Below are 20879 nucleotides of genomic sequence, written 5' to 3' on the forward strand. Positions count from 1 at the left end.
GGACGCAGAGTCAACGGCCCAGCGTATTGCCGATCACACCGTCGGCTTCCAGTTCGGCGATCTGCGCGGCGCTGTAGCCGAGTTCGGTGAGCAGCTGGTGATTGTGTTCACCGAGCAGCGGGGCCGGCCGGCGATGGAATCGTTTCGGAGCCCGCGACGACCGCGCCGGAATGGTGCTGTGCGGCACCGCAGGGTTGACCGGATGGGCGACGTCTTCGAAGAAGCCGCGGTGCGCCAGCTGCGGTAACTCGGTCTGCCGGTGCGGCTGCATCGCTTTGGCGACCGGAACACCCGCCGGCCAGAGCAGCTCGACGATCTCCTCACCGCTGCGCTGCGCACACCAGGCACCGAGCTGTTCGTCGATGAGGTCGTGCTGCTTGCGGCGCCCGGAGGCGCTGGCCAGACCCGGGTCGCTCGCCCAGGCCGGTCGGCCCAGCGCATCGCAGAGGGCCGCCCACTGTTCGTCGGTGGCGACCGCGATGGCCACCCAGCTGTCCAGCCGTCCGAATTCGTCGATATCGGCGGTGCGGTACAGGTTTTGCGGCGCCGCGGTCGGTCCCCGATTGCCGTCGCGCTGCAGCAGCGCCCCGTACGCCGAGTACTCGATCACCTGCTCGGCGGCAATGTTGAGGGCCGCATCGACCATCGCGGCTTCCACCAGCCCGCCCTGGCCGGCGCGGCGGCGGTGCTCCAGGGCCAGCAGCAGCGCGTTGAGCGCGTGCACTCCGGCGTTCGGGTCGCCCACCGAATATGGTTCGTACGGGTTGCGGTCGGGGAAGCCGGTCAGCCAGCTGACCCCGGACGCAGCCTCGATCACGTAGGCGAACGCCGGGTTGTCGCGCCAGGGACCGTCCAACCCGAAACCGGGCATCCGCAACAGGATTGCGTCGGACCGCAGCCGGCGAACCGTGTCGAAGTCCAGTCCGATCTGCTCGAGCACCCGCGGCGTGAAGTTCTCCACGATCACGTCCGCCGTCGCGATCAGGTGCCGTAGTACGTCGCGCCCGGCCTCCCGCTGCAGATCCAGGGTCAGCCCCAGCTTGTTGGTGTTCAGCGCCGAGAAGATCGGCGAGCGTTCCCACCACTGTGGTTCGGTGACCGGAATCCCGGCGATCAGCCGGGTTCCGTCCGGTTTGCGGGTCGATTCCACATGGATGACCTCCGCCCCGAGCATCGCCAGTAGATGGGTGCAGCTCGGACCGGCCCAGAACGTCGTCATGTCCAGCACCCGCAGGTCGCCGAACGGGCCGGCCTCGCCGTGGCCGCCCGCACCGGCCCCCGCCGACCGTGCCGGCATCGGTGCCGCCCGGTAGTGCGCGGTGTGCTCGCCGAGGCGCGGCGCCGGCCGCGTCTGGGGCAACCGCACCTGCGGCATCCGGTAAGGACGGTCGGGCTGGGTGAATCCGTCGCCGGGGTTGGTGACGAAACTGCGCCGCTGCCGGAAGTGGTCCAGGTCGGCGATGTTGGCGCCGTTGGCAACCGGAGCATTCGGAATCCGGAACGCGGTGGCCAGGTCGCGGATCTCCGCGACCGTCTGGTCTTTCACCCAGGCGTAGATCTCGTCGGCCTTCTCGTTGGCCTGTTCGGTGATCGACAGCGGAGACTGCTCGTCGATCCAGTCCTGGTGCCCAGTCATCGCGCACAGATCGAACCACTGCTGGGCGGTGCCACACCCGACATCCACCAGACCGTCCTTGGCCGATGCGATGCCGGGGACGGTGACCTTGCGGACATTGCGCCACGGCCGGCCGAGCATCTCGAAATAGGTGACCGGGTAATAGGTGAGGCCCAGGATCTGCGTCTCGAGCATCGACAGGTCCAGCAGTTCGCCCGTGGCGCTCTCGTCTCGCGCGAACCACGATGCCAGGGTCAGCGCGCTGGCGTACGCCCCGGCCAGGTATTCGCCGACCTGTCCGCCGACGAATGCCGGTGGGCGGTCCGCTGATCCGCGTCCGATCCCGAAGATGCCACCCGACCAGGCCTGCAGGGTGAATTCGGTCGCCGGCCGCTCGCACCACGGCCCATCCAGCCCGAACGCGGTGATGGCGGTGACGATCAGGTGTGGATGGTCCTGCTGGATGCGGCTGGGCGCAAGCGACGGGTGCTCGGCAATCACCGAACCGCGTGACCACACCACGGCGTCCGCTGCGGCCAGCAGGCGGTGCACGAACGCGGTATCGGTGGTGTCGGCGACGACGCTGTGCTTGCCGCAGGACAGGTAGCTGAACAGGGCCCCCTCGCCGCCGGTGTCGGCTCCCGATGCCGACCAGTTGCGCAGCGGATCACCCTGTGGTGGCTCGACTTTGATGACATCGGCGCCGCCGTCGGCGAGCATCTTGGTGCAGTACGAGCCGGCGATTCCGGTGGACAGATCGACGACGGTGAAACCGTCCAGCGGTGCCACCGGTTAGCTGTCCTGGGCGCGGCTGCGTTTGGAAAGCCGGAAGTCGGGCGGGAATTTGGCGTCGTTGTCCTTGACCGCGTTGTTCAGCCCGCTGTCGATGGCATCGTCGAGCATCAGATCGTCGGCGTCGGGGGCGACCCCGCTGCCCATCGACTCGAAGAACGCCGACAGCAAGCTGCCCATGTACTCGCCCTGATGCTGCTTGTAGACCTCGAAGAACATCTTCTGCATGAACACGGTGTCCACCGGCCGGTTGCGCGCGCACGCGGTCGCGTACTTGGCCACCTCGGCTTCGAGCTGATCCCGTGGAACGACCTTGTTGAGGAAGTTGCACTTGTCCATATCGGCGGCGGTGAACGGCCGGCCGGTGAACACCATCTCGGAGAACTTGCGGAGCCCCATCATCTGCACCCAGGTCCACATCCGCGGACCCCAGCCGTAGTACCGGAACGAGGGATGCCCGAACAGCGCGTCGTCACTGGAGATCACCAGGTCGGCGTCGGCGGCCTGGTAGAAATGCCATCCGTAGCAATAGCCTTTGGCTTCGACGATGCTGATCTTCTTGAGCTCCTGCAGCGGTCGGTTGCCGGCCTGCACATTGGCGTACCACGAGCTGATGGTCGCGCCGTTGCGGAAAGTGCCCTTGGGCGGATAGGTGACGTCAGCCCCCAAGGCGCCCTCCAGCTTCAGCTCGGCCAGCCGCAGCTCCGGATTGTCCACTCCCTCCATGAACTCGGGCAGGTCCGCGCCGCTGCCCAGATCGGCGCCGACACCGCGGATCACCACCACTTTGACGTCGTTGTCGACGCTGGCGCCGCGCAGCAGATCCGCGTAGCGCAGCCGCGCCGCGGACGTCGGTGCATTCAGGTACTCGGGCCGGTTGAAGGTGATGGTGGCGATCTTGGTGGCGGGGTCCTTGTGGTAGAGGATGATCTCCTCGGCCGACGGCCGGTCCTCAGACATCGCGAGTGCTCCAATTCGGGCTGGTGGTCAGCACTTCGGGTCCGTCCGCGGTGATCAACACTGCCTCGCGGCCGAACACCGCGCCGACGCCGGATTCCCAGACGTAGCCGGTGACCGCCAGCACCATCCCGGGCTCCAGCCGTTCGGCGGCTGCGGTCTGCGGTAGATCCGCCGACACCACCGGCGGGTCGAATCCCATTCCCAGGCCGCGGGCCACCGGCATCGGCGGCAGCTGCTCCCCGGCGGCACCGTAGGCGTCCAGCAGGTCGCCGGCCGCAGCACCCGGCTGGCACGCGGCGGACAGCTTGGCCCACAACGCATCCCAACGCCGGTAAAGGTCGGCGGCGCCGGCCGGGTCGCCGACCGGCCAGGTGCGACCCACCTCACCGGTGTAGCCGCCGGCCAGGACCCCCGCGGAGAACGCCACCAGATCGCCGGATTGCACCACGCCGTCCGGGGTGGCGCGACGCCACGGGTGCTCACGCGAAGTGATCCAGGCGACATCCTGGGTCGACGGGGTGCTCACCCCGCCGGCCGCGATCGCCTCCAATAGCACCCCGGCGAGGGTGTTCTCGGCGATTCCGGGGCGCAGTTCGGCGACCGCCGCCGCCAGCCCCAGCTCGGTGACCCGGACGGCCTCCCGCAGCGCGGTCAGCTCCTCGGGTGTCTTGATGCGGCGGGCCGCCCGCATTGCCTGCTCCCCGTCGACGAGTTCGGCGTTGGGGAATGCGACGGGCAGCAGTTGGGCGAAGCCCGGCGACAGCGCGTCGGTGCCAACGCGTTTGGCGGTGGCCAGCGCTTCGATCCCCTGCAGGTTCGCGATGGTGTTCATCGGGTTCCACGAGATCCCGTACAGGTTCTCGTGCGGAATGTCCTCGGGCACGCCTTCGTCCCAGGTGCTCAGCAGGTGGATCTCCCCGGTTTCGCGGACCACCACACAGGTGGGACCGAACGGCCGGGTACCGGCCACCCATAGCTGCGGGGCCCCCGAGACATAGCGCACGTTGGCCTGGCGGCCGAGTACCAGCACGTCGAGGTCGTAGGCTTCCATCTGGGCCAGTGCACGCTCGCGGCGCCCCAGCCGCAGCGCGCGATCGTCGGCCAGGACTTCAGTGCTCACGAGCGCTGCTTCTCCTCATCGCTTTGGTCCGCATCGGCGTCAGCGCGCGCCATAGGGCGCATACGGGTAGTCGGTCAACGGAATCCAGCCTTCCTCGGTGATGACGATGATCTCTTCGCTGCGGTATCCGCCGGTGCCGTCCTCCCACACCACCGGTTCGAGTACTAACACCATGCCCGGCTCGAAGACGAAGTTCTCGTCGAACTCCGCACCCAGATCGGTCCCGATCATCGGTGTTTCAGCGGCGTTGACACCGATACCGTGCCCCAGGTAGAAGTGCGGCAGCCAGGGCTTCTCGCCCCCGTTGGCCTTGATCGCGGCACGGCCCAGATCGGCGGCGGTGGCACCGGCCCGGGCCACATCCAGCACCGCGGTCATGATCTCGCGCCACCGGTGGAACTGCGCCTGCTGACGCGGCGTCGGGTCGGCGCCGACCACCCAGGTGCGCCCGAAGTCCGAGCAGTACCCGGCATAGGTGATGGACACGTCGGTCCACAGCACGTCCCCGGCACGCAGTTCACGCTCGGTGGACAGCAGCGGCAGCGCCAAATCGCCGTGCGTGGTCCACACTCCGTCCGCTTTGCGTTGCGGCATCACCTGCCAGATCGGTTCCAGCATGCTGGCCATCGCACCCAATTCGAAGGCGCGGCGCAGAAACCCGGCCGACAGGTCGATCTGGCGGATACCCGGGGCCAGCGCGGCCTGGACGTCGACCATGGCCGCGTCGGTGATCCGGCACGCGGTGCGGATGCAGGCGAGTTCGTCGGGGGTTTTCACCAGTTTGGCCGCGCCGATCACCTGTGCGGCGTCGGCGGGCCGGCCCCCGGGGAAAAGCTGTTGTTGGGCTCGACGCATGGCCCCGGTGAATTCGTCGACCGCGACCGACTTCCCGGCCGGGATCAGCTCGGCCACCGTGGCGGCGAAGGCTTCCACCCCTTCGTCGAACTCCAGGTAGACCGGGCCGTGCAGGTGGTCGGCCGGCAACCCGGCCTCTGACGAGGCGCCTTCCCGAAACGGCAGGAACAGGTGTGGGTGCGGGTCGTCGGCGAGGACCACCGCCACCGGTCGTTCGACGTAGGACAGGCCGGCGTCGCCCAGCGGCCAACTCGCCCCTGTCGCGTAGACGACGTTGTTGTTGCCGAGCAGGATCAGCGCGTCGATTCCGCGGTCCTCCATCGCCGACCGCAGCCGCACGCCGGTTTCGGCGCGCATCCGGGTCAGGTCGGGGCGATCGGGGATGGTAATGCTCGATACCGTCGGTGGCGCAAAGGTTGTCATCTAGACACCCAGGAACTTCGTGATGTTGCCGTTGACGATCTTGACGGCGTCCTCCGGGCCGACCGCGGCCACGACGGTGGCCAGCGACTTCTCCGAGTAGCCGAACGTGCTCTCGTTGTGCGGGTAGTCCGATGACCAGAACACCCGCTCGACACCGATCTTGTCGATCAACCGCAGGCCCAGCGGGTCGACCATGAAAGACGCACTCATATGGGTGTCCCAGTAATACCGGATGTCGTGCTGCAGCTGGTGGGTGAACATGTGCCGGTAGGACGCCAGCAGGTGTTCGGCGTCCTGTAAAGCGGTGGGCACCCAGGCGATTCCGCCTTCGAACCAGCCGACCTGGAGTCCGGGGTGGCGGTCCAGGATTCCCGAGAAGATGTACTTGGCGAACTGTTCGCGGAACGAGTCGACGTTCACCATCATCCCGACCACCACGCTGTTGACCTCGCACGGCGTCTTCGGTGGGGTTTCACCGATGTGGTGGGTGACCGGCAGTCCGGCCGCTTCGATCTCGTCCCACACCGGGTCCATCGCCCGGGCTCCGAAGTCGATGATGTTGCCGTCGTCGTCTTTGCCGGGATTCAGCGGCAGCAGGAAGGTCCGCAGCCCCAGCGACTTGCACTCCTCCAGGGTGCGCCGGGCGCCGGCCGGGTCCCACCAGTTGATCAGGCCGACACCGTAGAAGTGGCCGCCGGAGCGTTCCTGCAGCTCGGCCATGTACTCGTTGTAGATCCGGAACACCCGCTCCCGCAGGTCCTTGTCGGGGAAATGAAACAGGGCGAGCACCGCGTTGGGGAAGGCCAGCTCCTTGTCGACGCCGTCCTCCCGCAGTTCGCGGATGCGTGCCTCGATGTTCTTGCTGGCCGCACCGGCCAGGTCGTCGTACTGCATCAGCACCGCGCTGAAATCTCCGGGCAAAAACGACTGCCCCTTGCGGCCGACCATGTAGGCGCCGTCCTCGTACCAGATCCGTGGCGCCTTGTCCTTGAGGTCCTCGGGGAACCGTTGGTAGAAGATGTCGTCCGCGATCGAGATGTGGTTGTCGGCGGAGAACACCTCGGTCCCGACCGGTAGTCCGACAACGGTGTCAGAACCGGCGTGGCCGCGCCGGTTCTTCGGCGCGCCGTAGCCTTCGGGCGGGTAGAGCGAGATGCTGGGCTGAGTAGTCATTTCGGCGGGGTCTCTCTTGTTGCTTCGGGGTTTACCAGGTGACCGGTAGTTCGTAGACGCCGTAGGCGAGCCGGTCGTTCTTGAACGGGATCTGTTCGAACGGCACGGCCAGTGCCAGCGTCGGGATGCGGCGGAACAGGGTGCGGAACACCATCTGCAGTTCGACCCGGGCCAGTTGCTGCCCGACGCACTGGTGTGGACCGAATCCGAACGCCAGATGCTGGCGGGCTGGCCGATCGAGTTGCAGCTCACCGGGATTCGGGAATTCGGCCGCATCCCAGTTCGCCGGCGCCAGGTCGATGATGATGCCCTCGCCGGCGCGGATCAGCTCCCCGGCGATCTCGATGTCCTCGGCGGCGACCCGGCGCTGGCCGTTCTGGATGATGGACAGGTAGCGCAGCAGTTCCTCGACCGCGTTGACGACGACATCCTCGTCGTCGCTGTCGCGGATCGCGGCCAGTTTGTCGGGCTCCTGCAGCAGGGCAAGAATCCCCAAACCGATCATGTTGGCGGTGGTTTCGTGGCCGGCGATCAGCATTCCGGTGCCGAGCTGGGTGGCTTCTTTCAGGCTCAGCTCACCGGCTTTGACCCGCTCCCCCAGGTCGGTCACCATGTCCTCGGCGGGTTCGGCCATCCGGGCTTCCAGCAGCCGGATCAGGTACTTGGACAGTTCGGTGGCGCCTTCGACGGTGTCCTTGGCGGTCGCATACCGGGACACTCCCATCGTGGCGTGCTCCTGGAAGAACCCGTGATCCTCGTAGGGCACCCCGAGCAGTTCGCTGATCACCAGCGACGGAATCGGTAGTGCCAGGGCGGTGATCAGATCGGCCGGCTGCGGTCCCGCCAGGATCGCGTCGATGTGCTCATCGATGATCTGCTGGATGGCCGGGCGCATCCCCTCGACCCGCCGAGAGGTCAGCGGCCTCGACAGCATCCGCCGGAACCGAATGTGTTCGGCACCGTCGGAGGTGAACACCGACCGGGGGCGCTTGTCCACCGTGGCCAGCATGCCTTCGTTCCAGTGCGGAAACCCCGAGCGGCGGTCGTCGACGCTGACCCGCGGGTCGCCGAACAACGCCCGCGCCGCCTCGTAGCCGGTGATCAGCCACGGCGTGGATCCGTCCCAGATCCGGACGCGGCTCAACGGTTTTTGGTCGGCCAGTTCCATCACGCCCGCCGGCGGAGCGAATGGGCAGCCGGCGGACCGCTCCATCGGGTACTCCGGGATGCCTGCCACGGTGGCGGTGTCGGTCAGGGTGTCGGTCACGCTCACTCCTCGATCTGGATGGCCCGGGTGGGGCAGCCCGCAACGGCGCGACGGACCGCGTCGTGCAGGTCGGGGGATGGATTGTCGTTGAGGACGACGACGACGCCGTCCTCGTCACGCTGGTCGAACACGTCGCCGGCGTACATGACGCAGTTGCCCGACGACGCGCACACGTCCTGGTTGGCGGTCACTTTCACTTGCGGCCTCGTTTCGGCTGTGCCGTGACCGGAGCAAGCCAGAGCCCGACGATCGCGTCGATCAGGCTGGAACCCGCTATCTGCCAATTGGTCTGGGGCTTCGAGCCGCCGGAGGCCAGCGTGCGTTCCCAGTCGGCGCAGGTGTGCATCAGCAGGTTGCGGCCCATCACGTTGCGGGCGGCGCGCACGTCGGCGGGCAGGTCGGGCAGACAGCGGTCGATCCGGTTGATCACCTCCACCAGCGACGGGGAGCTGAGTGCGTCCTTGACCACGATGTCGTGGTAGGCGGGATCGGTCATGACCTGCGCCGCGAACCGCGCATACCAGGTGGGGCTGCCCAGTTCGGCCAGGTGGTCGGTCAGCGGCCGCACCAGGCACGCCACCCAGTCCCGCATCTCGGTGGACGCGCCGGTCTCGGCGACCATCTGCTCGCGTAGCCGCTCGATGGGCACCCGATGCCGCTGTTCAATCGCACGAACCAGGTCGGTCTTGGCACCGAAGTGGTAGCCGACCGCGGCGTTGTTGCCCTGGCCGGCAGCCTCGCTGACCTGGCGGTTCGATACCGCGAACACGCCGTGCTCGGCGAACAGCCGCTCCGCGGCGGACAGGATCGCCGCCCGCGTGGAGGTGGCCCGTTCGGTGCGGGCGTCCTTGCTCGCCGTGGTCACCAGGCCAGTCAACGCGTTCGAGTTCTTTAAGTCAAGTGATTGATTTAATTTTTGGCGCTCTTGCGCCGGATGACCTTGCCCGCCACCGTGCCGCCATCCACCGGCAGCACCGTTCCGGTGACGTAGCGCGATCGCTCGCCGGCGAAGTACAGAGCGGCCTCAGCGATGTCGTCCGGGGTGCCCTCCCGCTGCAGCGGCCGATCGGCGCGCATCGTCTCGCGGATGCCCGCCTCATAGCGGGCAAGCTCCTCTGCGTCCATTCCCGCCGCCGACGACGCCAGGATCGGGGTGGGGATGTTTCCCGGCGCGATGGCGTTGACCCGGATCTCGTAGTAGGCCAACTCGATCGCCGCGGACTTGGTGAACTGGATGACCGCGGCCTTCGACGCGCGGTACGTCATCACCCCGCCACCGGCTTGTATCCCACCGATCGAGGTCAGGTTGATCACCGATCCACCGCCATGCTTGGCCATATGCCGGGCGGCGTCGCGGGTTCCGGCCATCACGCCGAGCACGTTGACCGCCATCACCTGGTGGAAGTCGGCCAGATCATCATCGAAGAACCGCCGGTGCATGGTCCCCGAGACACCGGCGTTGTTGACCATGACGTCCAGACCGCCGAATGTCTCGACCGCGGCATCGACCAGGGCACCGACCTGCGCCGGATCCGAGACATCGGCGCGCCGGAAAGCCGCCCCGGCACCGAGGGCGGCGGCCAGGTCCTCGCCGCGATCCCGGTCGACGTCGGCGATGACCACCCGGGCGTCCTCGGCGAGAAAGCGTTCGGCGATACCACGGCCGATCCCGGACGCTCCCCCGGTGACGATCGCGACCTTGCCGGTCAGTTCGTTGACCATCTGCGCCCTTCCGTCCGATGGTTCGACTCAACCCGGTGCCCCGTCTTCAGTCAAGCGACTGATTTAACTCACCCTGGACATCCCGTGGTTGACCGCATAATCTACGCATGCAAATGGAGTTACCGGAATAGGAGAAGGAGATTTCTATGTCAGTGCAGGCCGTGCTGGAAGAGATTCGTAACGTTCCCGGCACCGGTGACGTGATCCCGATCATCGACCCCTCGACCGAAGAACAGCTCACCGAGTTCACCGACTGCGGGCCCGAAGCCGTCAACGACGCGGTGGCCCGCGCGAAAGCGACCGCCGAGTCGGGCGTGTGGTCGGGTATGGCCGATTACGACCGGGCCCGGGTGCTGTGGAAGATCGCCGACCTGATCGACGAAAACGCCGAGGTCCTGGCCGAACTCGAGTCGGTCAACGCCGGCATCCCGCCGGCGCAGGCCGCGATCATCACCAAGGTCGGCTCGGAGTGGTTCCGCTACTACGCCGGTTGGTGCACCAAGATCGACGGCATCGCCCGCGATGTGAACACCGGTGGCCTGACCGGCATCGAGTCGCACCAGCACGTCTACACGCTGCGCGAACCCTACGGCGTTGTCGGGCTGATCTTCCCGTGGAACGGACCGGTGTTCAACTTCTGCGCCAAGCTGGCGCCGTCGCTGGCGGCGGGCTGCAGCAGCGTCGTCAAGCCCGCCGAGGAGACCCCGCTGTCCGCGCTGGTTTTGGACCGGATCCTCGCCGAGGCCGGGGTTCCCGACGGCGTGGTCAACATGGTGCTGGGCTACGGCCACACCGCCGGCGCGGCCATCACCGCGCACCCCGACGTGGAGAAGGTGGCGTTCACCGGATCGACCGAGGTCGGCCGGGAAATCGTGAAAGCCTCGGCGAACACCAACCTCAACAAGGTCACCCTGGAACTCGGCGGTAAGTCGCCGGTACTGATCTTCGACGACGCCGACATCGACCTGGCCACCACGGTGGCCGCGTTCGGCACCTTCATCCACTCCGGTCAGGCGTGCGTGTGCGGGTCGCGGGTGTTCGCCCAGCGCGCCGTCTACGACCGGGTGGTCGAGGGTCTGGCGAACATGGCCAACAGCATGCAGCTCGGCGGCCCCAAAGAAGAGGGCGCCATGATCGGTCCGCTGATCAGCCAGAAGCAGTTGACTCGGGTGCTGGGCTACCTCGACCAGGGCCGGTCCGACGGCGTGGAACTGGTCACCGGCGGCGAACGACTTGACCGCAAGGGCTATTTCGTACATCCGACCGTCGTCACCAATGTCGACCCGGATTCCAGTCGGCTGTTCCAGGAGGAGATCTTCGGGCCGGTGGTCACCGTATTGCCGTTCGACGACGACGACGAGGCGATCGCACTGGCCAACAACAGCACCTATGGTCTGGCCGCCACGGCGTGGACGTCCAACCTGGGCCGCGCGCATCGGCTGGCCAAGCGCCTCAAGGCCGGAACCGTCGGGTTGAACTGCCAGATGCAGTTCGACCACTCGATGCCGTTCGGCGGGTACAAGCAGTCCGGGTGGGGGTATGAGTCCGGCAAGGCCGGCATCGAGACCTACCTGCAGACCAAGATCGTCTGGGCGCAGATGTAATACCTCCCCCATGCGTTGACTCTGCGCTCACGGCGCAAAACTGCGAGTGAACAGCGCCGTGGAGGCAGAGTCAGCGGAGGAAGTCGAGTAGTAACTTGCTGACCGCGGCGGGTTGCTCGATCTGGGGGCAATGCCCGGCATCCTCGACGACCGCCGAGCTCCCACCCGGAATCTGGCTTGCGATCTGTTCAGCCCAGCCCGCCGGCAGCAGTTTGTCGCAGCCGCCCTCGATCACCAGGGTCGGCACCGCGATGCGGTCATATGCCCGCTGACTCGACGGCGCCGCCGGCGGCTCGACGCCGGGCCGGCGAAACCTGGCCGCCGCCAGCGACTCCCAGGCCCCCGGTGCGATGCTGGACTCATAGCGGCGCCGCACGTACTGCTCGTCGGCCGGGTAGGCGGTGTCGTAAAAAAGCGCCTCCACGATGCGCCGCATGCCCGGAAGCGTGGCGTCGTAGTCGTAGAGCGCGTCCATGTGCCGGTTGCGTTGGATCTCACCGCCGCCGCAGATGGCCACCATGCTGCGCACCGGCAGGATCGGGGCATCGCTGGTGGCGTCGACGAGCAGGTTGATCGCTCCCATCGAGTTGCCGACGAAGTGCGCGGATTGGATTCCCAGCAGTGCGCAGAACCGCCCGATGTGCCGGATTCGCATGCCACGGCCGTCGGTGAAGTCGATGACCTTGGCGGAGCTCCCGAAACCCAGCATGTCCGGTGCCAGCACCCGATACTGCCGCGCCAACACCGGCATGAGTCGCTCCCAGCCGAGTTCGGCGCTGGCGCCGAACTCGCCGCCGTGCAGCAGCACCACCGGGTCGCCGGTGCCGGCCTCCAGATAGGCGGTGGACAGGCCGTCGACGGTTAGGGTGCGCCGCGCGATCTCCAAGTCCGGCTCCTCTTATTTGATGGCAATGGGATTCACCGGGGAGCCGACGCCACCGGTGACCCGTAGCGGCGGCGCCACCAGCTGGAATTCGTAGACCCGGTCGGCGGCGCAGTCGGCGGCCAGCGCGGTCAGATCCCAGTACTCGCCGAGCATGAGTCCCATATCGCGCAGGCACAGCATGTGCATCGGCAGGAACGCGCCCTGGACCCCCGATACCGGGTTCTCCACCATCAGGTTGTCGGCGGCGACCGCGGCAACGTCATGGTCGTGCAGCCAGGAGGCACATCGCCAGTCCAGCCCGGCGCCCGGTTCGGCACCGTCGCCGGTTTGCAGAAACCTGGTCCACCAGCCGGTTCGGACCAGCACGATATCGCCGGATTCGATGCTGACCTGCTGGGCGCGGGCGACGTCGTCGAGTTCCGCGGGGGTGATCGGCGTGCCGAGTTCCAGGAAGGTGTCCGCGCCGCGGTGGGCGACCACGTCCAGCAGCACGCCGCGGGAGGTGATGCCCTTGCCGTCGACCTTGTCGATACCGCAGTGGAACGCGCCCAGGCTGGTCACCGAATCGGCGGGAAAACCGTTGTAGAGCTGGTCTTCGTAGTACACGTGCGACAAGGCGTCCCACTGCGTGGCGGCCTGCAGCGGCATGATGATCATGTCGTCGTTGAACCGCAACAGGGCATCGCCGAAGTAGCTGCCCAGTTCGCCGGCCAGCGGGTTCTTCATCCATCCGGGACCGTAGCGGCCCAGGCTGCTCGCGTCTCCGCCGTCGACGGTCATCACGTGGATCGGGTTGTGCCGGAACTGAAAAGCGCCCTGCGGACCCGCGGATCCGAAGTCGACCCCGAGCGGGAACACCTTGCCGTGTCTGACCAGGCTGGCCGCCTGCGCGACTTTGTCTGCGGTGATCAGGTTCAGCGTCCCGAGCTCGTCGGCGTCGCCCCAGCGTCCCCAGTTGCGGACGTCGTCGCCGACCCTGCGGAAATCCTTCAGGCTCGCTGTCATCCCGTTCCTGCCTCCCGCGCGGTTTGCGCACCCAGGTTTCCGCCATCAACCCACAGCACCTGCCCCGAAATATAGCTGGCGGCCCCACTATTCAAGAACACCAGCACCGACGCCTGCTCGGCGGGACTCGCGGAACGGCCCAACGGTTTGGGTATGCCATCGAGAAAACCCTGGCCGTAGGCGCTGCGCAACTGGTCGAGGATCGGCGTCTCGGTGACGCCCGGCCCGGTGGCGTTGATGCGGATGCCCTTGGCGCCCAGCCGAACCGTGTTGGCCATGGTGTAGAGGATGACGGCTTCCTTGGACAACCGGTAGCCGCCGTCGGCGAGTTCCTCGGGGTGGTGGTGACACCACTCGATGCCGTCGGCCATGGTCGTCGTGTTCACCAGTCCGGCCACCCGGTGCTGATGCTCGCGATACCCCGACCCCGCCAGCGACGACACGCTGACCACCGCGGATCCAGCCGGCATCACCGGAACCACCCCTTCGGTGAACTGCCGCAGGCCCAGAAAGTTGATGGTGACCACGCGCAGCGGATCACCGATTCCCGAGGACACCCCGGCGACATTGAACAGCGCGTCGATCGGGCTGCCGACCGCGGCGACCGCGCGGTCGATCGAATCGGGGTCGGCCAGGTCGACCGGATGGAACTCGGCGATGTCGAACTCCGGCGGGTGGCGATCCACGCCGACCACATATGCCCCGAGCTCGGCCAGCTGGCGGACCAGCTGCGCCCCGATCCCCGATGCGCAGCCGGTCACCACCACGCGGCGGCCGTCGTAGCGCCACCATCCGCCGCTGTCCGCCATGGCCGGTTCGCTTCCGGGGCTCAGCCGCGCTGCTCTTTCTCGCGTTGCGCGGCCTGTACCCGCCCCTCGTTCATCTCGGCCATCGCCTCGGGGATCTCGGTCGCGGTGAAGGTGCCGCTGCGCCCGGTCGGCAGCCCGCCGAACGAGTAGCCCTCGTCGAAGACCGGGGCGGTCGAGGCCGCTCGCCGCGCTTCGACCTTCTCGATCACCGGGGCCAGCCGCTTGGCCTTGTCGGCCACCGCTTTCGCGTCGCGTTCGATGAACTCCGGCAGCACCTCTTTGCCCATCAGCTCGAGGGATTCCATGGTGCCCTCGTGGCTGCGCGGGTTGAGCAGCAGGATGATCTCGTCGACGCCGCTGTCCTCGTAGCCGCGCAGGAACTCACGTACCGTGGCCGGCGATCCGATCGCGCCGCGGCCCGGTCCGTAGGCCAGCGTCGGGTCCTTGGCTACTTCTTCGAGGTAGCGGTCCCACACCCCGGTGCGTCCCGGTGTGTGCACCCCGGTCATGTAGTAGTGCATGATGCCGAACGAGAAGAACCCGCCGCCCTGACCCAGCCGCTGCAACGCCTGTTCGTCGGTGGGCGCAACCATCATCGACAGGTCCCCGCCGATGGCCAGGATGTTCGGGTTGATCTGCGGAGTGATCGGCACCCCGGCCTCCTCGAACTCTTTGTAGTAGCCGTTGACCCGCTCGGTCAGCGGACCGGGGCCGGTGTAGGCGAAACTCAGGGCGCCCAGGCATTTCTGGGCGGCCATCTGCACCGACGCCGGCCGGGTGCAGGCCACCCACACCGGCGGGTGCGGCTTCTGCAGCGGCTTGGGGACGACGTTGCGGGCCGGCATCTTGACGTGCTGGCCGTCGAATCCGCTGAACGGCTCCTCGACCATGCAGCGGATCGAGACCTCGAGAGCCTCCTCCCATTGCGCGCGTTTGTCGGCGGGGTCGATACCGAAACCGCCGAGTTCGCCGACCGAGGAGGATTCGCCGGTGCCGAATTCGACGCGGCCGCCCGAGAGCAGGTCGAGGGTGGCGATGCGTTCAGCCACCCGCGCCGGGTGGTTGACGACCGGTGGCAGGTGCATGATGCCGAAGCCCAGCCGAATGTTCTTGGTGCGCTGGCTTGCCGCGGCCAGGAAGATCTCCGGGGCCGTCGAGTGGCAGTACTCCTCCAGGAAGTGGTGCTCGGTCAGCCACACCGTGGAGAAGCCGGCCCTGTCGGCGGCTTCCACCTCGTCGAGGCAGTCCTGCATCATTTGGCGTTCGTCGTCGGGCGCCCATGGCCGCGGCAGCGCGAACTCGTAGAAAAGTGAGATCTTCACTGATTACCTCCAAAAGTGGGTTGGATGCTCGAGACGGTTTCGCCGGCCAGGTGTTTGGCCGCCACATAGCCAAAGGTCATCGCCGGGCCGATGGTGGCTCCGGCCCCGGCGTAGCTGCGCCCCATCACCGGGGCGGCCACGTTGCCCACCGCGTACAGACCCGCCACCACGGTGTCGTCGGCGCGCAGCACCCGGGCGTACTCGTCGGTGCGCAGCCCGCCGGAGGTGCCCAGGTCGCCCAGGATGATCTGGAAGGCGTAGTAGGGCGGCTTGCCCAGCGGGTGCAGGTTGGGGTTGGTCAGGGTGGGGTCGCCGTAGTAGTTGTCGTAGGCGCTGTCGCCGCGGTTGAAGTCGTCGTCGTGGCCGGTTCGGGCCAGCTCGTTGAACCGGGTAGCGGTGCGGTCCAGTTCGGCGGCCGGCACCCCGATCTGGGTGGCCAGCTCGGTCATCGACGGGGCCGCCTTCACCACACCGGATTCCAGCCAGGCGGACGGAATCCTGCGTCCGGTGGGCACCGGGGCGCCGGGGATCCTCGGCAGCGGCAGGTGGCCGGCGACGACGTAGCGGTTGAAGGAGCGGTGGTCGGTGATCAGCCAGCACGGAATGTGCGTGACACCGGATTTCTGCCCCTCGATCATCGCGTGCGCGAAATCCATGTAGGGACACGCCTCGTTGATGAACCGCCGTCCCGCGCCGTTGACGATGAACTGCGACGGCATCATCCGTTCGTTGAGCATGAACTGAAGTCGCCCGTCGGGCCAGCAGATCGCCGGAAACCACCACGCCTCATCGAGCAGTTCGACCGATCCGCCGACCCGCTGCCCGGCCCGGATACCGTCTCCGGTGGCGGCCGGGTTGCCGAAGCTCCAGTCGTGCTCGAGGACCGGCTGATGCTCCTTGCGCCAGGCCAGGTCGTGGTCGAAGCCACCGGCAGCCAGGATGACACCGCGGCGGGCGTGGATGTGTTCGGTGCGTCCGTCGCGCTGCACCACCGCACCGGTGACGGTCCCGGCGCTGTCGGTGATCAGGTCGGTCATCGGCGTGTCCAGCCACAGCGGGATGTCGCGCTGCAGCATCGCCAGCCGTAGTCGCGCCGCCAGCGACTGCCCGATCGCCGCCATCCGATCGCCGAACACCCGGGCCCGGAACATCCGCCACAGCAGCTTGACCAGCACCCCTTTGCCGCGCCACGATTGCCGGATCTGATAGAACAGCCGAAGGTCCTTGGGCCCCAGCCAGATCCCCTTGGGGGCCAGGGCCAGCGGCGCCAGCAGATACTGCTCCTGCTGACCGAGCTTGCGCAGATCCAGGGCGGGTACGTTGATGGTGCTGCCCTGCTCCGAACCCCCGGGCAGTTCCGGGTAGTAATCGGCGTAGCCCGGTTTCCAGACGAACTCGAACCAGTCGCTGGTCTTTTCCAGGAACTCCATCATCTCCGGAGCAGTGGTGACGTACTGCTGCAGGCGCGCGTCGCTGACCAGGCCGCCGGTGATCTGCTTCAGATACTCCACAACGCTCTCCGGGGCCGGCGTGTAGCCGGCCCGGCGTTGCGCCGGTGCGCCCGGCACCCAGATGCCGCCGCCCGACAGCGCGGTCGAACCACCGAAGTGGGACGACTTTTCGATCACCAGGGTGTCCAGCCCGGCGGCGTCGGCAGCCAGCGCGGCGGTCATTCCGCCACCTCCGGAGCCGACCACCAGCACATCCACGGTGGAATCGCTCATGCGCTGGCCTGATCGCGACCCGCTGCGCCCGGCTTCGCCGCGCTTGCGATCGCTCATGCGCTGGTCTGTTCGCGACCCGCTGCCCCCGGCGTCGCCGCGCTTGCGTTCGCTCATGCGCTGGTCTGTTCGCGACCCGCTGCGCCCGGCTTCGCCGCGCTTGCGATCGCTCATGCCGGCACCGCCGTGCGGATGGCGAAGCCGGCGATCAACTCGGCGGCTTCCCGGTAGTAGCGCTGCATGGTCTGGTAGGGGCCGGCCGCGGCCAGCGCGGCGAAAGCGGCCACCCAGGTGCGGATCTCGTGCGCGGATCCACCGCCCTGCTCGGAGATGAACGAGTTCGACCACCCGTCCAGATCGTCGAGCCGGCCACCGTCGATGACCGATAGGAACCGCTGGTCCCAGGCCGGGTTCAGCGGCTGGCGAGGGCTGCGCCCCTCGGCCAGCTCACGCGCAGCGGCGACGACCGTCGCCTGCCGCGCCTCCCGCTGCTCAGGCGTCATCGGTCGGCCTCCCACAATCCGCTCCAGGACCTCCGGCGCCGCGGTGTCTCGGGTGGGGATGGGCGGATCATGCGACAGGCCACCGGATCCCAGCAGCAGAACCCGCTTGTCCAACCCGGCCAGATACGTGCCGACCGCGGCACCCAGTGCCCGGGCGCGCCGCAACGGGCCCAGCGGAGTGGCCACCGCGTTGAGGAAGATCGGCACCACCGGGCGTGCGGTGGCGTCGCCGAACAGCTTCTCCAGCGGTTGGACGGTCCCGTGATCGACATCGATGCAGTCGGCGATCGCGACGTCGACGTCGTCGGCCAGCACGGCCTGTGCACAGGCCTGGGCGATCTCGGCGGGTACGTTCAGCGGGCCGGCGTGCGTGCCGTAGTCACCGACGCCGGTGGCGCCCAGGCCGATGCAGAACGGCGGCATCAGGCGGTAGAAGAATCCGTTGTAATGATCCGGCGCGAACGTCACCACCAATTCGGGGTCGAAGTCGGCGACGAACGCCCGGGTCTGGGCCAGCGCGGCGTCGATGTCGCCGAGCACCTCAGGCGATGGTCCCGGCAGATTCAGCAGGGGGCTGTGCGACATGCAGCACAGGGCTAGTGCCATCGTGGGGTTCACCGCCTTTCGGAAGTATCGCGAGCACGTCGAGTACCGCGGCGCTCAGTTGCGGGGCGAGTTGGGCGATGCCGGCGCCGGCGATGCAGCGATCCGGGCGCACGAACAGAACCGATTCGCTGTGCGCGTCGAACCAGCGCTTGAGTTCACCGGTGGCGTCGCCGACCACCACCACTTCGGGGTCGTCGTGTCCGGTCCAGTGCAGCTGGGTCAGGGGGCGCAGTTCGATGAACCGTGTCCCCAACTGCTTCCAGCGGGCGAACTCGGTGGCGCCTAGCAGCGCGCGTGGATTGTTGTTCCAGGACATGACGGCGAACCCGGTTCCGGCGACGTCGTCGAGCAGGACGTTGTTCTGCTCGCGGGTATGCACCCGGGGCTGGATGAACAGCGTGCCCACCGGCGAGGCTGAGCCTTTGCGGTCCCGCGGCCCGGGGCGCACCACCGCACCCTGCTCGTAGCGCGGCATCGGCTTGAACCGCATCTCCAGCACATACTGTTTGAGCGTCGGCACCACCGAGGCCGCCCGGATCAGCAGGTCTCGTGCGGTCGCGATATGACGGTTGGTCGGGGAGATGACGCGGCCGACCAGAGTGGACAGGTCGATCATCGCGCGGGCGTGCTTGCGGCGTTCGACGTCGTAGCTGTCCAGCAGCGAGTCGCCGGCGCGTCCGGTGACGACCGCGGCCAGTTTCCAGCCCAGGTTCGCGGCATCGCGGATACCGCTGTTGTAGCCCTGGCCCTGCCAGACCGGCATCAGATGCGCGGCGTCACCGGCCAGCATCAGCCGTCCGCTGCGGAATGCGCCCGCGATCCGCGAATGGTGGGTGTAGATCCGGTGCCGGATCACGTTGACCTGCTGCGGGTTCGGCACGAACGAGGCAAGCATGCGGGCCAGGAACTCCGGCTGCTGCACCTGCTCGTCGGTTTCGTTGTCGTGAATCATGAACTCGAAGCGCCGGATTCCGTGCGCGATGGAGATCGAGGCGTAGGGCCGCTGTGGGTCGGCGCCGACCTCGCTGTTGGGGTGGCCGAGCGGGTCGGTCGCAAGGTCGACGACCAGCCAGCGGGTCGCCGACGTGGTGCCGTCGAATGACACTCCCATCAATCGCCGGGTGGCGCTGCGCCCGCCGTCGCAGCCCACCAGGTAGCGCGCTGTCACGTCAGCGTCACCGACGTGCACGGTGACCGCCTCGTCGGTTTGGGTGCATGCGGTCATCGCCTGGTTCCAGCGCACCTCGACATGTTCGAATCGGTCCAGACCGGCCAGCAATTCGGCGTCGACCAATGGCTGAACGAAACCGTTGCGGCGCGGCCAGCCGAACGGTGCGCCCACCGGCGCCATCTCGGCCAGCAGTCGGCGTTTGCCGTCGATGAATCGTAGGATCTGGTTCGGGACGGTGTGCGGCAGCACGTGTTCCACCACACCGATCCCCTGGAAGGTGCGCAGCGACTCGTCGTCCAACCCGACGCCGCGCGGGTAGTCGATCAAACAGTCGCGTTCCTCGACGACCAGGGTCCGAACGCCCTGCAGCCCGAGAATGTTGGCCAGGGTCAAGCCGACCGGGCCGGCGCCGACGATGACGACGTCGACATCGGGGCGCTCGGTCACCATCAACGTCCCAGCAGGAAGTCGAGATGCAGCCGGTTGAAGGTGGACGCGTCCTCGTACTGTGGCCAATGCCCGCACCCGGACATCACCTCGAATCGGGCACCCGGGATCATCGACGCGATGCGGCGGCCCTCGGTGACGTCGGCGGTCGGGTCGTCGCTGGTCCACAGCACCAGCGTCGGCGCGGTGATTGCGCCGTACGCGTCCGGACCGAGGATGTTGCGGGCCCGGATCTCCGGATCCTGCAGCGCCATGATGTCGCTCATCGCGTCGACGAATCCGGGCTGCCGGTAGACGTTCTGGCGGCTGGCGACCAGATCGTCGTAGTCCTTCGACTTGTCGGCCATCAGCCATTTGATTCGCGCCTGCACCGTGTCCCAGGTGGGGCTCTGCGCCGCCGCCATCGACAGGGTGATGATCCGCTGCATCACCACCGGATCGGCCTGGGAGCCACCGGCGGTGTTGAGCACCAACTTCTCGATGCGGTCCGGGTGGTCGACCGCGGCCCGCGCGGCCACCCACCCGCCCAGCGATTCCCCGGACACGCTGGCTCGCTGCGCGCCCAGGGTGTCCATCACCGCCATCAGGTGATCGACGTAGTGCGCGACCTCCAGCGGGTGGCCGGGCTTGTCGGTGTAGCCGTGGCCCAGCATGTCGATCGACCAGGTCCAGAAGTGTTCGGCGTGCGCGGCCAGGTTGCGGACGTAGGCCTCGGCGTGGCCGCCGGATCCGTGCAGCAGCAACAGCAGTGGGCTACTCGGATCGCCGGCGCGCAGATAGCGGGTCCGGACGCCGCCGGCGTCGAGGTAGCCCTGGTCAAACGGGACACCCTGCAGATCGCTCCAGATGCTCTCGTACTCCGGCACCGATTCCTCGCT

Annotated in this window: 18 protein-coding genes; 1 reads left to right on the forward strand and 17 read right to left on the reverse strand. The window is 67.5% G+C overall.

Annotated elements, in window-relative coordinates:
- Positions 1 to 10: 10 nt before the first annotated feature.
- Genes AC5Y36_RS01065 through AC5Y36_RS01105 form a run of 9 tightly spaced genes read right to left on the reverse strand, consistent with a single transcriptional unit; the run spans position 11 to position 9927 of the window.
- On the reverse strand, positions 11 to 2404 hold the full coding sequence (locus AC5Y36_RS01065) for a CaiB/BaiF CoA transferase family protein (protein WP_500039010.1): 2394 nt from the start codon (positions 2402 to 2404) through the stop codon (positions 11 to 13).
- 3 nt (positions 2405 to 2407) lie between these two features.
- The gene (locus AC5Y36_RS01070; protein ID WP_500039011.1) at positions 2408 to 3367 is read right to left on the reverse strand and encodes an enoyl-CoA hydratase/isomerase family protein; all 960 of its coding nucleotides are present in this window, start codon (positions 3365 to 3367) and stop codon (positions 2408 to 2410) included.
- Positions 3360 to 4487 carry a M24 family metallopeptidase gene (locus AC5Y36_RS01075; RefSeq protein ID WP_500039012.1) on the reverse strand — a complete coding sequence of 376 codons (1128 nt, stop codon included), beginning with the start codon at positions 4485 to 4487 and terminating at the stop codon, positions 3360 to 3362. Before AC5Y36_RS01075 ends, AC5Y36_RS01070 begins: the two co-directional genes overlap by 8 nt.
- 39 nt (positions 4488 to 4526) lie before the next feature.
- A complete protein-coding gene (locus AC5Y36_RS01080; protein ID WP_500039013.1) occupies positions 4527 to 5765 on the reverse strand; it encodes a M24 family metallopeptidase in 1239 nt (412 codons plus the stop codon).
- Entirely contained in the window at positions 5766 to 6938 is a 1173-nt protein-coding gene (locus tag AC5Y36_RS01085; protein WP_500039014.1) for an amidohydrolase family protein, read from the reverse strand.
- Between the two features lie 31 nt (positions 6939 to 6969).
- Positions 6970 to 8205: a cytochrome P450 gene (locus AC5Y36_RS01090; protein ID WP_500039015.1), complete on the reverse strand. Its 1236-nt coding sequence runs from the start codon at positions 8203 to 8205 to the stop codon at positions 6970 to 6972.
- A gap of 2 nt (positions 8206 to 8207) precedes the next feature.
- Positions 8208 to 8402: a ferredoxin gene (locus tag AC5Y36_RS01095; protein WP_500039016.1), complete on the reverse strand. Its 195-nt coding sequence runs from the start codon at positions 8400 to 8402 to the stop codon at positions 8208 to 8210.
- A complete protein-coding gene (locus tag AC5Y36_RS01100) occupies positions 8399 to 9070 on the reverse strand; it encodes a TetR/AcrR family transcriptional regulator (RefSeq protein WP_500039017.1) in 672 nt (223 codons plus the stop codon). Before AC5Y36_RS01100 ends, AC5Y36_RS01095 begins: the two co-directional genes overlap by 4 nt.
- A gap of 44 nt (positions 9071 to 9114) precedes the next feature.
- Positions 9115 to 9927: an SDR family NAD(P)-dependent oxidoreductase gene (locus tag AC5Y36_RS01105; protein WP_500039018.1), complete on the reverse strand. Its 813-nt coding sequence runs from the start codon at positions 9925 to 9927 to the stop codon at positions 9115 to 9117.
- A 146-nt stretch (positions 9928 to 10073) separates the two neighbouring features.
- Between AC5Y36_RS01105 and AC5Y36_RS01110 the strand changes: the two genes are divergently transcribed.
- Positions 10074 to 11531 carry an aldehyde dehydrogenase family protein gene (locus tag AC5Y36_RS01110; RefSeq protein WP_500039019.1) on the forward strand — a complete coding sequence of 486 codons (1458 nt, stop codon included), beginning with the start codon at positions 10074 to 10076 and terminating at the stop codon, positions 11529 to 11531.
- 70 nt (positions 11532 to 11601) lie between these two features.
- Here AC5Y36_RS01110 and AC5Y36_RS01115 read toward each other — a convergent pair whose 3' ends face one another.
- The 8 genes from AC5Y36_RS01115 to AC5Y36_RS01150 form a co-directional block, all read right to left on the reverse strand.
- The gene (locus tag AC5Y36_RS01115) at positions 11602 to 12417 is read right to left on the reverse strand and encodes an alpha/beta fold hydrolase (RefSeq protein WP_500039020.1); all 816 of its coding nucleotides are present in this window, start codon (positions 12415 to 12417) and stop codon (positions 11602 to 11604) included.
- 12 nt (positions 12418 to 12429) lie between these two features.
- Positions 12430 to 13422, reverse strand: coding sequence for a cyclase family protein (locus AC5Y36_RS01120; RefSeq protein WP_500039021.1), 993 nt, complete (start codon positions 13420 to 13422; stop codon positions 12430 to 12432).
- A complete protein-coding gene (locus AC5Y36_RS01125; protein ID WP_500039022.1) occupies positions 13419 to 14231 on the reverse strand; it encodes a coniferyl-alcohol dehydrogenase in 813 nt (270 codons plus the stop codon). Before AC5Y36_RS01125 ends, AC5Y36_RS01120 begins: the two co-directional genes overlap by 4 nt.
- Before the next feature lie 20 nt (positions 14232 to 14251).
- Positions 14252 to 15553: an LLM class flavin-dependent oxidoreductase gene (locus AC5Y36_RS01130; protein WP_500039023.1), complete on the reverse strand. Its 1302-nt coding sequence runs from the start codon at positions 15551 to 15553 to the stop codon at positions 14252 to 14254.
- Positions 15550 to 17277, reverse strand: a complete 1728-nt coding sequence (locus tag AC5Y36_RS01135) for an FAD-binding protein (protein ID WP_500039024.1) — start codon at positions 17275 to 17277, stop codon at positions 15550 to 15552. The genes AC5Y36_RS01130 and AC5Y36_RS01135 overlap by 4 nt, the downstream gene beginning before the upstream one ends.
- A gap of 167 nt (positions 17278 to 17444) precedes the next feature.
- The gene (locus tag AC5Y36_RS01140; protein WP_500039025.1) at positions 17445 to 18362 is read right to left on the reverse strand and encodes a 3-carboxyethylcatechol 2,3-dioxygenase; all 918 of its coding nucleotides are present in this window, start codon (positions 18360 to 18362) and stop codon (positions 17445 to 17447) included.
- Entirely contained in the window at positions 18319 to 20004 is a 1686-nt protein-coding gene (locus AC5Y36_RS01145; protein ID WP_500039026.1) for a bifunctional 3-(3-hydroxy-phenyl)propionate/3-hydroxycinnamic acid hydroxylase, read from the reverse strand. Before AC5Y36_RS01145 ends, AC5Y36_RS01140 begins: the two co-directional genes overlap by 44 nt.
- Entirely contained in the window at positions 20004 to 20867 is an 864-nt protein-coding gene (locus AC5Y36_RS01150) for an alpha/beta fold hydrolase (protein ID WP_500039027.1), read from the reverse strand. Before AC5Y36_RS01150 ends, AC5Y36_RS01145 begins: the two co-directional genes overlap by 1 nt.
- Positions 20868 to 20879 lie beyond the last annotated feature (12 nt).

Source organism: Mycobacterium sp. NGS50, assembly GCF_059812545.1.

What these genes read in the sequence shown, in the direction of transcription:
- AC5Y36_RS01070 (WP_500039011.1), bottom strand. Translation starts at nt 3,367, where the DNA reads ATGTCTGAGGACCGGCCGTCGGCCGAGGAGATCATCCTCTACCACAAG.
- AC5Y36_RS01080 (WP_500039013.1), bottom strand. Translation starts at nt 5,765, where the DNA reads ATGACAACCTTTGCGCCACCGACGGTATCGAGCATTACCATCCCCGAT.
- AC5Y36_RS01085 (WP_500039014.1), bottom strand. Translation starts at nt 6,938, where the DNA reads ATGACTACTCAGCCCAGCATCTCGCTCTACCCGCCCGAAGGCTACGGC.
- AC5Y36_RS01105 (WP_500039018.1), bottom strand. Translation starts at nt 9,927, where the DNA reads ATGGTCAACGAACTGACCGGCAAGGTCGCGATCGTCACCGGGGGAGCG.
- AC5Y36_RS01110 (WP_500039019.1), top strand. Translation starts at nt 10,074, where the DNA reads ATGTCAGTGCAGGCCGTGCTGGAAGAGATTCGTAACGTTCCCGGCACC.
- AC5Y36_RS01120 (WP_500039021.1), bottom strand. Translation starts at nt 13,422, where the DNA reads ATGACAGCGAGCCTGAAGGATTTCCGCAGGGTCGGCGACGACGTCCGC.
- AC5Y36_RS01125 (WP_500039022.1), bottom strand. Translation starts at nt 14,231, where the DNA reads ATGGCGGACAGCGGCGGATGGTGGCGCTACGACGGCCGCCGCGTGGTG.
- AC5Y36_RS01135 (WP_500039024.1), bottom strand. Translation starts at nt 17,277, where the DNA reads ATGAGCGATTCCACCGTGGATGTGCTGGTGGTCGGCTCCGGAGGTGGC.
- AC5Y36_RS01140 (WP_500039025.1), bottom strand. Translation starts at nt 18,362, where the DNA reads ATGTCGCACAGCCCCCTGCTGAATCTGCCGGGACCATCGCCTGAGGTG.
- AC5Y36_RS01145 (WP_500039026.1), bottom strand. Translation starts at nt 20,004, where the DNA reads ATGGTGACCGAGCGCCCCGATGTCGACGTCGTCATCGTCGGCGCCGGC.